Origin of the sequence: Candidatus Brocadia sp., from assembly GCA_021646415.1 — a bacterium.
Taxonomy (GTDB): domain Bacteria; phylum Planctomycetota; class Brocadiia; order Brocadiales; family Brocadiaceae; genus Brocadia.
In genome coordinates, this window is record SOEU01000015.1 from 81,124 (window position 1) to 94,825 (window position 13,702).

The 13,702-nt window shown below is 42.2% G+C and carries 11 protein-coding genes; 5 read left to right on the plus strand and 6 right to left on the minus strand.

Going from position 1 to position 13,702, the window contains the following annotated elements; translation table 11 throughout:
* Positions 1–42: 42 nt before the first annotated feature.
* From E3K36_12570 to E3K36_12590, 5 genes are all read right to left on the minus strand, one after another.
* Positions 43–2,085, minus strand: coding sequence for an elongation factor G (locus E3K36_12570; protein MCF6156050.1), 2,043 nt, complete (start codon positions 2,083–2,085; stop codon positions 43–45).
* Between the two features lie 142 nt (positions 2,086–2,227).
* Entirely contained in the window at positions 2,228–2,959 is a 732-nt protein-coding gene (gene hisA / locus E3K36_12575; protein ID MCF6156051.1) for a 1-(5-phosphoribosyl)-5-[(5-phosphoribosylamino)methylideneamino]imidazole-4-carboxamide isomerase, read from the minus strand.
* A gap of 92 nt (positions 2,960–3,051) precedes the next feature.
* Positions 3,052–3,675 carry an imidazole glycerol phosphate synthase subunit HisH gene (gene hisH, locus E3K36_12580; GenBank protein ID MCF6156052.1) on the minus strand — a complete coding sequence of 208 codons (624 nt, stop codon included), beginning with the start codon at positions 3,673–3,675 and terminating at the stop codon, positions 3,052–3,054.
* A gap of 7 nt (positions 3,676–3,682) precedes the next feature.
* The gene (locus tag E3K36_12585) at positions 3,683–4,336 is read right to left on the minus strand and encodes a hypothetical protein (GenBank protein MCF6156053.1); all 654 of its coding nucleotides are present in this window, start codon (positions 4,334–4,336) and stop codon (positions 3,683–3,685) included.
* 68 nt (positions 4,337–4,404) lie between these two features.
* The gene (locus E3K36_12590; GenBank protein ID MCF6156054.1) at positions 4,405–5,247 is read right to left on the minus strand and encodes a prepilin peptidase; all 843 of its coding nucleotides are present in this window, start codon (positions 5,245–5,247) and stop codon (positions 4,405–4,407) included.
* Between the two features lie 262 nt (positions 5,248–5,509).
* Between E3K36_12590 and E3K36_12595 the strand changes: the two genes are divergently transcribed.
* Both E3K36_12595 and E3K36_12600 read left to right on the plus strand, forming a co-directional pair.
* Positions 5,510–6,796: a glucose-1-phosphate adenylyltransferase gene (locus E3K36_12595; protein MCF6156055.1), complete on the plus strand. Its 1,287-nt coding sequence runs from the start codon at positions 5,510–5,512 to the stop codon at positions 6,794–6,796.
* A gap of 271 nt (positions 6,797–7,067) precedes the next feature.
* The gene (locus E3K36_12600; protein ID MCF6156056.1) at positions 7,068–8,129 is read left to right on the plus strand and encodes a DUF2156 domain-containing protein; all 1,062 of its coding nucleotides are present in this window, start codon (positions 7,068–7,070) and stop codon (positions 8,127–8,129) included.
* Between the two features lie 741 nt (positions 8,130–8,870).
* Here the strand turns inward: E3K36_12600 and E3K36_12605 are convergent.
* Positions 8,871–9,401, minus strand: coding sequence for an intradiol ring-cleavage dioxygenase (locus tag E3K36_12605; GenBank protein MCF6156057.1), 531 nt, complete (start codon positions 9,399–9,401; stop codon positions 8,871–8,873).
* Positions 9,402–9,666: 265 nt separating this feature from the next.
* On the opposite strand from E3K36_12605, the gene E3K36_12610 reads away from it, so the two are divergent.
* The 3 genes from E3K36_12610 to E3K36_12620 all read left to right on the plus strand — a co-directional run bounded on the left by E3K36_12610 (position 9,667) and on the right by E3K36_12620 (position 13,401).
* Entirely contained in the window at positions 9,667–10,620 is a 954-nt protein-coding gene (locus E3K36_12610) for a deoxyribonuclease IV (protein MCF6156058.1), read from the plus strand.
* Positions 10,604–11,794 carry a pyridoxal phosphate-dependent aminotransferase gene (locus E3K36_12615; protein ID MCF6156059.1) on the plus strand — a complete coding sequence of 397 codons (1,191 nt, stop codon included), beginning with the start codon at positions 10,604–10,606 and terminating at the stop codon, positions 11,792–11,794. The genes E3K36_12610 and E3K36_12615 overlap by 17 nt, the downstream gene beginning before the upstream one ends.
* A gap of 221 nt (positions 11,795–12,015) precedes the next feature.
* A complete protein-coding gene (locus E3K36_12620; GenBank protein MCF6156060.1) occupies positions 12,016–13,401 on the plus strand; it encodes a hypothetical protein in 1,386 nt (461 codons plus the stop codon).
* Positions 13,402–13,702 lie beyond the last annotated feature (301 nt).

Below are 13,702 nucleotides of genomic sequence, written 5' to 3' on the forward strand. Positions count from 1 at the left end.
ACCCTTTGCGCCTTTGTGTTGAGCATTACAAATACCCTATGCCTATTTTGCATGGGTAGCCTGGGCCTGGGCAATAATGGATTGCATGAGGTGGGCTGGCACGATGTCGTAGTGTGAAAATTCCATGGTAAATGAACCCTGGCCGCCAGTCATGGATTTCAGTTCCGTTTCATAATTAGCTACGGATGACATAGGAATGGAAGCCCGCACGACCTGCAAATCCCCTAAAGAATCCAGTCCTTTGATGTGTCCGCGATGACTGGAAAGATTTCCTGTAATTTCACCCATAAATTTCGCGGGGATTGTAACCTCGATATTTACCATCGGCTCAAGAAGCACAGGTTTGGCATGATTGAAGGCATCCTGAAAGGCATGTGAGGCCGCTATCTTGAAAGCAGCTTCGGAAGAATCCACATCATGATAAGAGCCGTGGAACAACCGTACCCGTACATCTACAATAGGATACCCGATCAAGATACCTTTGTGAAGAACCTCTTGAATCCCCTTTTCAACGGCCGGGATGTATTGACGGGGGATGACTCCACCCACTATCTCATCGACAAACTCAAACCCGGCTCCCCTCGGCAGTGGCTCAATCCTGATATGTACCTCTCCGTACTGTCCGTGTCCACCTGATTGTTTCTTGTGCTTATACTGTGCCTGTGCCCCGGCTGTAATAGTTTCTTTGTAAGGAATTTTTGGGGTATGGGTCTCTACATCGATTCCAAAACGTCGTTTTAACCGGCTGATCATTATCTGTAAATGAAGTGTGCTCATGCCCGTAATAACCAACTCGTTGGTCAGGGTATCATGAGAAACCCTGAAGGTTTTATCTTCCTCGGTAAGTTTATGAAGGCACTCGCTGATCTTTTTCTCTGCACCCTTGCTTATGGGTACCACAGCCAGGGAGGACATAGGGGTTGGAAATACAATCTCCGGGAATTTTACCGGATGTTTTGGATCGCAGATGGTATCGGAGATGTGCATGTCCTCCAGTTTAGACACGGCGATAATATCCCCCGGGATGGCCTTTGAAACTGGTTGTTGCTCTTTTCCAAAGACCCGGTACATATGTCCGGCCTTATTGGTCTTTTTGCTCGTCACATTATAAAATGACATTTCACCATCCAGTTCACCGGAGATGACCCGAAAATAAGTTAATTTCCCCACAAAAGGGTCAATTACCGATTTAAACACACAGGCGCTAAAAGGTGCTTCTTTTGCGGTTTCTAAGATAATTTCCTGATTTTTTTGCAGATCAATAGCAGCCCTTTTGCCCCCTTCCAGCGGAGACGGAGAAAAGTTCGCTATGGCATCCAATACATCCTCAATCCCTGAGACTTTTTTGTTGGAACAGCAGAGAATAGGCACGACATTTCCGCACGCAACAGCCTTCACAAAGCAGGATTGCAAGACTGCCCGCTCGATCTCTTTTCCATCGAGATATTTTTCCATCAATGCATCCTCGGCAGAAACGATGGCTTCGATTAAGGCATCGTGTGATGCATGAGCGTCGCCCATAACCCCATTTGGCAAAGGATTGGATAATTCAAACAGATTGACAACACCTTGAAAATCATGTCCGGTTCCGACAGGCAAGACTAACGGGACACACGTATTTCCAAAGGTATTTTTAACAGATTCAAGCATGGCCTGATAATCGACATTTTCACCGTCCATCTTCGTCACTATTATTATTTTCCCGAGTCTTTTTTGGCAGGCCAGATCCCAGAGTTTTCGGGTATTGACTTGAATGCCATCCGTAGCCGATAAGATAATAAGGGCTGTTTCTGCAGCGACAAGTGAGGAGATCGTGTCTCGAATAAAATCAGGGTAACCGGGGGTATCAATAACATTGATCTCCCGCCCCTTCCAGTTACAATGCAGGATGGAAGAGTCTATCGAATGCCTTTTCTCTTTTGCATCGGGGTCATAATCTGCAACCGAGGTACCATTCTCAACACTGCCAAGGCGTGTGGTCGCTCCAGCCTTAAAAAGCATTGATTCCACCAGCGAAGTCTTCCCTGAAGCACCATGTCCCAGGAGTACAATGGTCCGAATGTCTTTTGTTTCATACGGAATCATAGATCACCTCCAGCACAAGTGTTTGGACTTGTAGGAAAATAACCACAAAGACACAAAGAACACAGCGATAAACTTTTTTGAATCTTGTTTTTGTATCTTGACGTTAATTATCTTTTCATTTCTCTGCGGTTCTCCGTGGCTTTTACTTTTTTGACGCAAGTGAATTACATAGCCGTTTCGCCTCTGAAAATTTAATATGTCCCGTGTATAAAGCCTTTCCAATAATCATACCCGCAATGGGTAACTGACTGAGTGCCTCGATATCCTTAAGCGATGAGATTCCACCCGATGCAATAACCGGGGTTTTTACCGTCATCAGGAGTTCTTTTAAACTTTCAATATTCGGACCTTGCAGCATGCCGTCTTTTGAGATATCCGTGAAGATCAAGACACACGGTGATGCCTTCTCTATTTCGCTGGCAAATGCAACTGCCGTCCATTCACAAACGGAGGTCCAGCCCTTCACAGCTACCTTGCCATTTTTTGCATCAATTCCAACCGCAATACGACCAGGAAATGTCGTACAAAGTTCATTAACCCACGACGGTGAATCGATTGCCTTTGTTCCTATAATCACACGGTCCGCACCTAAATCGAGCAGAGTTTTAATGGACTGGGTCGTCCGTAAACCCCCACCAAATTCGATAGGGATTTTTACTTTCTTAATGATTTGTTCAACAGCGGCAAGATTTTTGGGGGTTCCTTCAAATGCCCCGTCCAGGTCAACCACGTGCAGATAATCAGCGCCCTGATCCTGCCAAGATCCGGCAACATCCACAGGATCATCAGAAAAGACTGTCTCGAGATCCTTCTGACCCTGCGTCAATCGTACACACTTACCACCCTTTAAATCGATTGCTGGAATGATGATCATAAATGCCTGTGTCAGATAGACAGTGAACCAAATCGTAATACAGAATAAAAATTATTTTTCTGTGATAATCCGTTTATCCCGGTGATAAGCTGTTACAAATTTCCAAAGTTTTTGAGTATGGTAAGCCCGTACTCCTGGCTTTTTTCAGGATGAAATTGCGTTGCAAAGATATTCTTGTGCCAGATCATCGAGGTAAAACGCACACCGTACTCTGTCTCCGTAGCAATAACACCTTCATCCTCTGGACAAACATAATAGGAATGCACGAAATACATATAGGCATTACAGGGTACATTTTTCAGGATAGGAATACCTTCTCTCCGAAAGCTGATCTGATTCCATCCCATGTGGGGAATCTTCAATTTCCCGTTTGTCCCAACTTCAGAAAATTTAAAACGGATGACTTTGCCGGGTATAATATTTAAACCTTCATGTTCACCATCCTCGTAGCCTTTAGAAAACAGCAACTGCAGCCCAAGACATATTCCAAGAAATGGTTTGCCAGATCGGACCCAATCCACAACCGGCTCTATTAACCCACGCTGTTTAAGGCCGTCCATAGCGTCCCGGAACGCCCCAACGCCGGGAAGTACCAGTTTGTCTGCATGTATAATTTCGCTGGAATGGTCGGTAACCTTGACATCAAAGCCAAACCGTTCGAAACCCTTCGCTACACTGCGGAGATTCCCCATTCCATAATCCACAATCGCAATCATATTTATTCTATCCGCCACTGCCCCCAGGTACTATCACAAACTCCACACGCCGGTTTTTTGCCTTGCCGGTTTTTGATTTATTATCAGAGATGGGCTGGTATTGCCCAAATCCAGCAACGTAAACCCTTGTCGGAGAAACTCCGCATTCTTCCACCATATAATGGAGCACGGCAGTGGCCCGTGCTGTGGATAGTTCCCAGTTTGATTTGTATTTGTCTTTTTGCCTGCTAATCGGGTCATTATCAGTATGCCCTTCAATCCTTACCATTTCGGCAGATGCCTCAGTCGCAAGTATACCGGCAATCTTCTTGAGTGCCGCTTTCGATTGAGGACGCAATGTCGTCTGTCCGGGATCAAACAATATGGCACCCGGGAGTAATACCGAAACTGCACCATTCTTTATCCTCACGGTTGCACCGGTATCTTTTAATTTGTCCTCGAGTTCCCTCCTCGAATTCTCAAGCCGGTTCAGCTCACCTTCATAACTGCTCGCCTTCGATGATAGTTCTGCATTCTCTTGCTGCAGCCGTGTTATATCGTCATTCAACTGCTGATTTTCCTGCCGTAACCTTTTCAGCTCAGCACAACCAGTACCTGCAACTAACACCCCGGCCATCCCAATTAACCACAAACTTCGCATTACGCCACGTCCCTTTCCCATATTTCCTTCACTCCTTTCACAGTAAAGAAACTTTACCCATAAAAGAATCAGATATTTTCACATTCGGTTTATGAATGGAATCCCGTAAATATCACGGTAAGGAGTTGAATATATACATTGATAATTCCAAGAAAATAATCCTGGAAGAAGATACACACCAGGGTTGCCAGCGATAAAAATGGCCCATAAGGAATCAAATGAGTTTTTTTAAATAGTAAAGCAGGGATACCCATGAAGAGCCCAAAAAAAGGTGCAACAAAAAATATGGCCACCGCCAGTTTCCAGCCTACGATGCCCCCAACCATACCCATGAGTTTCACGTCCCCAAAACCCATGGCATCCTTCTTGAATATCCATTTTCCTAAAACGCTACAAAGAAATATCAGTCCCCCGCCAGCAAGCATCCCTAATAGCGACGCGATTACCATATCTAACCGACTGATACCAACCAGTGAAAAGTTTCTCAGGGTATTTGGTTCGTTATGCAAACCTGGACATACTACACTTAAAACAAGAGACAGGGGAATACCTACAAATGTGACCTCGTTGGGAATAACGAGTAACTCAAGGTCCACAAAGGTCGATATAATAAGGGCACAAGAAAGAACTGCATATCCTATAAAAATACATGGCGATTCATATCGGTATTGTACAAAAAGATACAAATGCGCGAATACATACCCTGTCAGCAACTCTACAAATAGATAACGTACTGATATTCTAGCCTTGCAAGCCCTGCATCGGCCCCGTAACAGGAGATAACTGAAGACCGGTATATTATCATACCACCGGATGGGTGCATGACAATCAGGGCAAAATGAACGCGGCAATACAAGGGATCTTTTCCTGGGAATTCGGTAGATACAGACATTTAAAAAACTGCCTATCGCTAATCCCAGAACAAAAAACATGAACACAGCACTTGGATTAACCGCACCCAGGAAATTTTTCTGGATACCCGTACCCCCTTTTCAGAATGACAATTGTTTCAAATACATTTGTCCAAAAGTTTTATGGAATCCTATCAAAACAAGTTGGCAATTGCAAGACTAAAAGAGGCGAATTACATTTCTCGTATAAGACTTGAATATGCGAGATTTTCTGTTAAACTATTTACAATATTGATCGAGATTAAATCCGGAATTTTACAACCAATAATGTCTTCATACAAGCTTGAAAATGGATAATGTACTTTCTGTCATCTTAGGAGGGGGGCGTGGAACAAGGCTCTATCCCTTAACGAAAGAAAGATCGAAACCTGCCGTCCCACTTGCAGGAAAATATAGAATCATTGACATCCCCATTAGCAATTGTCTGAATTCCGATCTCAATAAGATTTACGTACTCACACAATTTAACTCAGCATCCCTTCACAGGCATATCACAAGGGCATATAAATTCGATAACTTTTCCCGAGGTTTTATTGAAATCCTGGCCGCAACCCAAACCACCGAAAGCATGGACTGGTATCAAGGTACCGCGGATGCCGTGCGGCAAAACCTTCGCTTTTTAAATCAACCCAATATTGATTTTGTTTTGATACTCTCCGGAGATCAACTTTACAGGATGAACTATCAACAACTCATCAAAGAACATATTAGAACCGGGGCAGAAGTAACTGTTTCTGTAATTCCTGTGGAGAGAAGAGAAGCCCACGGTTTAGGTATCTTAAAAGTAGACGAACAGGGACGTGTTGTTGATTTCTTTGAAAAGCCAAAAGATGAAAAAGTCATCAATTCTTTTTCCTTAGATGCATCCAGTTTTGACAGACATGGTGTTAGCGCTAAAGGTCGTACCCTTCTAGCCTCAATGGGTATTTATATATTTAACCTTGAGGTCTTGAGAGAAGTACTGAAAGAAACAAAAAAAACTGACTTTGGCAAGGAAATCATCCCGGAAATTATAAAAAAAAGGCGCTTATTTGCTTATTTTTTTGATGGCTACTGGGAGGATATTGGAACGATAAAATCATTTTATGAAGCCAATCTGAAATTGGTATCCCCTGCCCCTAGCTTCGATCTATACGATGAAAAGGCGCCGATCTATACCAACCCTCTTTTCTTGCCCGGATCAACCATCAACAACAGCAAGATCACACAATCCATCATCTCGGATGGTTGCATTATCGATAACGCAGAGATACATAATTCTGTAATTGGAATCAGAAGTATTATCGGTAAAAACACACTTATTCAAAACTCCATTATTATGGGTGCAGATTATTACGAATCGGAATCTAATATTCGGGTAAATCGGTTTAAAAAGATACCCGATATAGGAATTGGTGATAATTCCCGCATAATGGGGGCTATTATTGATAAGAATGTACATATTGGAGAAAATGTGACGATAGAAAACGTAAAGAAACTTGAACAGTTTGAAGCAGAAAATTACATGATTTGTGATCACATAGTCATCATACCCAAAGGTAGTGTTATACCATCACATACGGTTATATAATTAACTTACTATTCCGTTTTAAACTTTATTTTTTGGATAGTTCCCATCCTCTGCAAAAGCACACAAATATTTCTTAATATATATTGGAATAACCCTTGAAATTCTATCTCTGCATTGTATAATTCACCGTAATTTATACACTATCACCTCAAGGCAATTTTATGGAAAATAGAATAAAAACGTTCGGACATTTAAAACCGAAGATTAACTCTATGCAAATCAATAACCACTGGTTCAGGCATCTGCAGGGGATGTCTGCCACAATTCTACAATGGTTTGCGCTAGACCTCGAACCTCCGTCGTGTGGGTGGGTCCGGTGCAATACCGCATCAGGAGAGAAACCATTTTACAACTGATCGATGCTAGTCTCTCAAAAACAACAGAATCGAATATTAGTATTGAAGAAAAATGCAGAATTTATGGTTTAAACAGATTAAAAATTGAAGATAAAAAACTTTTTGACAAATATGGAAAAGAAGAAGGTGTAAATCTCTGTGATTATTCTTTTGCAAACAATTTTATATGGAAAGGATCGATAGAATTATTATGGAAGCTGATTAATAATAATTTCTGCCTCTTTGGAGTAACTTCCAAGGGCATGTGTATGATGCTCCCGCCGTTAGGAAAAAACAGCATTCAAAACACTCTTCATGAATGTTTTTCCCTAATGCAAGAAATTAACGATTCCAGTTGTTTTGAATCGTATATCAATTACGTTTATGAGGACTTCCTGAAACTTTTTGACAATAGTCCATTTCGTATTGTTGAAAGCTATCCTGACTACATTTACAAAACATCCGATCTCATAAAACTCGTCGGCAGAAAATACGAAAAGAAGAGAAACGAAATAAATTTTTTTAAAAAGCATTACAATGCCTCATTCGAAAAATTCTACCCCAGACATATCGCTGACGCACTTCTTATGGTAGATCAATGGAAAAAGGAAAAAGTCCAGGAGTCGAACCTTTCAAACCATCATGAAGGCCATTATCAGTATAGCCTCATCCACGAAGCAGAGGCTGCTAAGTGTGCAATCATCTTTTCTGAAGAATTAGGACTAACGGGTGCAATCATAACAATCAGTGGCCGAATTGAAGGCATTACGTTAGGTGAAAATATCACCCCTGATACTGCTTCTGTCCTCATAGAAAAAACCAACAACGGCTTCCAGGGCATGCCACAATTTATCTATCAGCAATTTTGCGCCAGTGATTTTTCTGATGTAGCTTACATCAACGCAGGCGAGGACTGGGGCATAGAAGGTCTTAAAAGGGCAAAGATGTCGTATCATCCTTGTATGCTTGCAAAGAAATTTCTTATTTATGGAAAATAAAATCTTGGTAAATTCGGTTGGGTTTTAAAAGACAAAACCCAACAACCTGCTTGTTTCCGAATGCATGTAAGGAATTTTACCATCGTAAGATTTCTCTTTGCGATGGTCACAGACAAAGATGCCCGTCCCATGAAGACAGCTTGGGTAGGGTGCGTCCTACGCGCCAAAACAATCCAACGTATGGATGGTGCGTAGGACGCACCCTACTATGGCTTCTATAACAGGGTAGTGGCAAGGCGCACCTTGCCACTACAGTTGGTTTGAATTTCCTGAACATTGAATTATTGCAGGGCAAACCTTTTAGACCTTTTATTTCTTGAGCTGATGGAGAAAAAGTGTTTTCCAATGGAGGTATTTCACCGACAACTCATCAAAAATTTATTGACCAAACCCAAATCTATTTGTATAAAGGCGACCACACCCAGTAAGGCAAAAATTCCCATAACCTTTTTCATAATTCAAACCTCCCTGTTTTTCGTGTCCCTGGGCATAGACACCAGCAACTGATTAAACCTGCCCCCCTGATTGCTCAAGGTTTGCTTTTATCGGATTTACTTTTTATTTTTTAAACGATTTTATGATTTTGTCAGGCAAAAATTAATTATTTCATGTTTTAACGGTATAAGTCACCTTCAACACGATTTCTGATCAATCAAAGATTACGGTAAACCAAGCTATGGAAAGAGTCGAAAGGGAAACACGTAATCACATCTTGTCTGCACAACTTCAAGCCAGTGTGCTTCAATTTTCTGGAACTAAAACTAAATCGAATTTACCTTCCGTCTGTCCCTTGCCAGGATAATACTGGGTAACCAGCGTCCGAAAGCCTTTGGCCGTAATTTTCATGTGGATATGAGAAGGCCTTCCACTATATGGCGGTGGAAAATTACTTTCAAATTTATACGCACCCTCTTTATCAGAAAACATCGTTGCGCGATGGTCATCGTCGTATTTACCATCCGGGCCTGCCATCCAGCACTCAATCCGTGCACCCACAATGGGTGAACAGTCCACACTCGTCCTGACAACACCACTCAGGACGTGACCTTTTCCAACACTGGTTCGTTCCGGTGCATTTGGCGTGTAAAATGGCCCCAGTGCATCAGGAGGCGTAGGTTTGCATGGGACGGAAGTGGTCGTCTGGGAAGGTTTGGCTGCCTCTTCAGCTTTCGCCAGTGCCAGCCCTAATAAGAGCGTTTCTTGATGAGTACTTCTGAGACCTAAAAAGACCAGAAATAAAAGGCCAAAGGCAACATATAATAACCGGTTCATAATCTACCCTCCAAAATTTAACCAATCGGGATATTAATATTTTCCAAAGATAATTTTGACATTTTTAGCAAAAACATGGATAAATTAACCCTGTCAGGGTTTAAAACCCCTGACAGGGTTAACCCACTAATTTCGTGCTCCGGATTTTGTCTTTTCCGACTTGTTCGGTTGGGGAAATAGTTAATATTTGGAAAAGGATTATCGAAAGATCAGGCTTTTAGATTTATGCTAAAAGAAAGTTCTTTGAAAGTCCAGGACATTTTCATTGGAAAGATGGCAGACGTTATCTATAATGACACCAACTATGCTAGGATGTACCGTTCCTACAATAGGTGGATTACCGACAGGATTTTTCTGGGCCAGGAAATGGGGATGTGAATGTATTCAAATCTATGTGACATTATCCCGCAGATGGGATGTATCCGGGTTATCGGATGAAGAGATCTTTAAATTCAAATCTGCCTGGCAGGAAAGTCACGTCAGAAAAGTAGTTGCCCATGTCCCCTATTTAGTAAATCTAGCTTCCCCGGATAAGAATCTCTGGCAGAAATCAAGAGAACGACTTCGTATAGAATTAACGAGGGCGGAACAATTCGGCGTAAATTTTCTGGTTCTTCACCCGGGAAGTTACGGAAACTCAAATAAACTGGATGGAATGAAGAGAACCACTGAGGCTATACATACTATTATTTCAAACGCAGGTGACAATCAAAAAACCCAAATACTTCTGGAAACTATGGCTGGTCACGGAACGTCGATAGGTTCTACCTTTGAAGAAATTGCTTACATCCTTGAAGAAATTGACAATCCGGAATTCATTGGCGTTTGTTTTGATACAGCGCATGTCTTCGCGGCTGGATACGATATAAGAGGTTATAAAAACTATGAAACAGTGCTCAAAGAATTTGATGCGATAATTGGGTTGAACAAAATAAAAACTATCCATGTAAATAATTCCAAAACAAATTTAGGTTCCCGCGTCGACCGTCATGCGTGTATTGGAGAGGGGAAACTGGGGTTAGAAATTTTCCATGCAATCATGAAAGACACAAGGTTTCTTACAATACCAAAAATATTAGAGATTCCCGAAAGAGACAAGAGGAGTGAAGACAATTTAAGACTACTCCGAAAACTACAATTAATTCCTGGCCATCTTCCAAAATCAAAGAACTTACAAAAACAGCTCATACGAAAGGAATTCTATGTCAATATCTATTAAGGTAAAAGAAGGAATAGCCGCCTCGTCCTGGATTGTGAAGATTTTTGAGGGTCGTTCTCAGGCTGTTTCTGAAGAGAAGGAAGTTTATGATTTTAGACTGGGAAACCCGAAGATAGAACCACCTTCAGCGTTTGTTGAGGAATTGAAGAAGGTTGCAAATAATCCATTCCCAGAGATGCATGGCTATTCAGCTTTGGCAGGACATGTTCAGACACGGGAGGCCATAGCTCAAACACTGTCAAAAGAAAGAGGTCTGAATTTCACTGCGCAGCATGTAATTATGACCGCTGGTGGCGCTGGTGCATTAAATATTATTTTGAAAGCGATTTTGAATCCTGGTGATGAAGTCATTGTTTTGTCACCTCTCTATCTGGAATATCCCTATTATATCGATAATCACGGTGGGGTTTGTTGCGTGGCAGAAACAAATGCGGATTTTACCTTAAACATTGATAATGTAGCAGCAAAGATAAATCCCCGCACGAAGGCGATTATCATAAACTCGCCGAATAATCCGTCCGGGATGATTTACTCTGATGAAAGTTTGAAATCTACTGCAAGGCTTCTGAACGAGAAAAATCGACAGTCTGGGAAAGAAATTTTTTTGATTTATGATGCGGCGTATCAGGACATCGTCTACGATGGCAACAAGGTTCCTGATATCTTTAGCATCTATTCAAACACCATTTTTGCGGCCTCGTATTCCAAACCGCTTTCGATTCCGGGGGAAAGGATAGGGTATGCTGCTGTCCATCCTGCAATGAAAAATTCCGGGGAACTTATGGAGGCATTGACCTTTGCGAATCGTGTTCTTGGGTATCTGAGCGCCCCTGTTCTTATGCAACACGTCGTTACAAATCTTCAGGGTGTTTGTGTTGACAGGGCAGAATATCAGAAAAGAAGAGATATGTTTTGTAATGCCCTGCAGGATTTTGGTTATTCGTTTACACGGCCAATGGGGGCTTATTATATCTTTCCCGAAACTCCCGGAGATGACCTTGCATTTACGCAAGAACTGGCTAAAGAAGGAATACTGGTGCTCCCAGGGAAGAGTTTTGGAAGAAGTGGGTATATCAGAATCGCCTTCTGTGTTAAGAAAGAAACCATTAAAAAATCGCTTCCGGGATTTAAAAAGGTTAAAGACTTTTTCAAGCGGAATGCAAAAGCAAAGTAGCTTGATTTTATAGGGATTTCAAACTTTGGGGTTGTGTGGGTTTTGTTCTGTATTACAAATTTATAAAACCTTGCTTTTTTAACGAGGTTTTTAATCTGCTTTTGTATAACTTATTTTACCTCCCCTTTATCCCCTCCTTGCGAAGGAAGGGAATTCGGGGTGATTTCTTTGGTTGTGGCTCTGCCACACTGTGTTCATCTGTGTTCAATAGGGTGGTTTCAATGAGACCAACAGACTGCGGCTTTACACATGAATTCGACTGGAAACTTTATCCCCATGCTGAAAACCTCTTGGTACAACATATTGACGTATTCTTAAGGAACAACGATTTTGCCTGCAATCTTTCTCCTCGAATAGAACAGGAAACCTCAACACGATTTCTTGATTGGATTGATCATGTTATTTTACCAGAGGATGTTCTTAGCGCAAAAGCCATTGAGGAGACCGGCTTTCAGGAAATGGACCACATTGAAGCCCCAACCGGCATGAGGGTATTTATGCATCCTGGGGCCGTCTTCTTCCCTGTTTTGCTCAGCCAGGAAAATTTTATCGAAGTCGTACTCAAGCCTGAGAGGTTAGACCACTTTATTCAGGTGATTGGCCAAAATATTTCTAGAGAAGGTGATATCTACGGACCTTACAGGAAAGCGGTTATTTCTGCCCAGGGTACTTATATCCTCTCTGCAGTGGAAAGGAGAGGGTATAATGGCTTCTGCGTATCTGAAAAACTGACCGAAGATACCTGGGAATACCGACAAGCGCTGGAAACATTTTTCTGCAGGCAGCGGTATTATGAAAGTCTTGAGGAAGCCATGGAAGCTATACAGGAACTGATTTATGATACGTGCAAAAAGCTTACACCAGCCAGGGTAACAGATGCCTTTTTCAGGGCGGAACGAGCCTACTGGGAGAGAAGAAACCGGGCAGGTCAGATACAAAAGGCCAGGCTGGACAGGCTGGGGCTGGGCTGGGGAAACCACGACCACCATACCTACCGTTCCTCACGGGGGAATTTTACACGATTAATAAAAATCTTTGAAACCCTCGGATTTGTCTGCCGCGAGCAGTTTTTTGCGGGTGAGGAAGCGGGCTGGGGCGCACAGATCCTTGAGCATCCGGATTGCAATATCGTGCTGTTTACCGATATCGATCTCCTAAAAGAAGAAAGGAATGAGAATTTTACCCGACACGGGTTAAAACAAACCACACATAGGGGGACGGTTGGGTTGTGGGTGGAGTTGCATGGAGAAAGCATCCTGCAGGCCGGTCTCCATCACCTCGCGGCACGGTTTGATTTTGAAAAATTGCGCACCGACCTAAAGCAGTCAAACATTATTACAATGAACCCATTCTCTTATTTTGAATTTTTAAAACAGGCATTCACAGAAGGGGAAATGTGGCACGTGGACAAAGGACGGCTGGACAATCTTTTGGAAAAGGGCTTGATAACAGTGACACAGCATGATATGTTTCGCAAGGATGGTGCACTCGGCGGCCACCTGGAAAATATCCAGAGAGCGCAGGGATTCAAAGGATTCAACCAGCATTCCGTTTCAGCCATTATCAAAGCCACCGACCCCAGGAAATACAAGATTCAAGGGGCGTGAGGAATTTTAAAAAATAAAATTTTCACACAGAGACACGGAGGAAAACAAATAATTTACTTTTTAGATGTTCAGATGTTTCGGGGTGCCACCACACCGAAACATCTGAAGAAATCAAGTGGTTTTTGATACAAAAAAGTCCTTACTTCAAAGTGGTCGGATGACACGGACAAACTCTCAGACTGGGTCAAATGAAAAAATTTGTCTATATACAGTATTTATTGATGAAACGAGGCTCAAATACGGTATAATTTCCTACGAATCAAATATCTTCAATAGAACCAAAATAGAACCAAGGAGGTAT

Bases quoted from the DNA above. Each gene is read 5' to 3' on its own strand.
- E3K36_12570 (MCF6156050.1), bottom strand. From the start codon at position 2,085: ATGATTCCGTATGAAACAAAAGACATTCGGACCATTGTACTCCTGGGA.
- hisA (MCF6156051.1), bottom strand. From the start codon at position 2,959: ATGATCATCATTCCAGCAATCGATTTAAAGGGTGGTAAGTGTGTACGA.
- hisH (MCF6156052.1), bottom strand. From the start codon at position 3,675: ATGATTGCGATTGTGGATTATGGAATGGGGAATCTCCGCAGTGTAGCG.
- E3K36_12585 (MCF6156053.1), bottom strand. From the start codon at position 4,336: ATGGGAAAGGGACGTGGCGTAATGCGAAGTTTGTGGTTAATTGGGATG.
- E3K36_12590 (MCF6156054.1), bottom strand. From the start codon at position 5,247: ATGTTTTTTGTTCTGGGATTAGCGATAGGCAGTTTTTTAAATGTCTGT.
- E3K36_12600 (MCF6156056.1), top strand. From the start codon at position 7,068: ATGGTTTGCGCTAGACCTCGAACCTCCGTCGTGTGGGTGGGTCCGGTG.
- E3K36_12605 (MCF6156057.1), bottom strand. From the start codon at position 9,401: ATGAACCGGTTATTATATGTTGCCTTTGGCCTTTTATTTCTGGTCTTT.
- E3K36_12615 (MCF6156059.1), top strand. From the start codon at position 10,604: ATGTCAATATCTATTAAGGTAAAAGAAGGAATAGCCGCCTCGTCCTGG.
- E3K36_12620 (MCF6156060.1), top strand. From the start codon at position 12,016: ATGAGACCAACAGACTGCGGCTTTACACATGAATTCGACTGGAAACTT.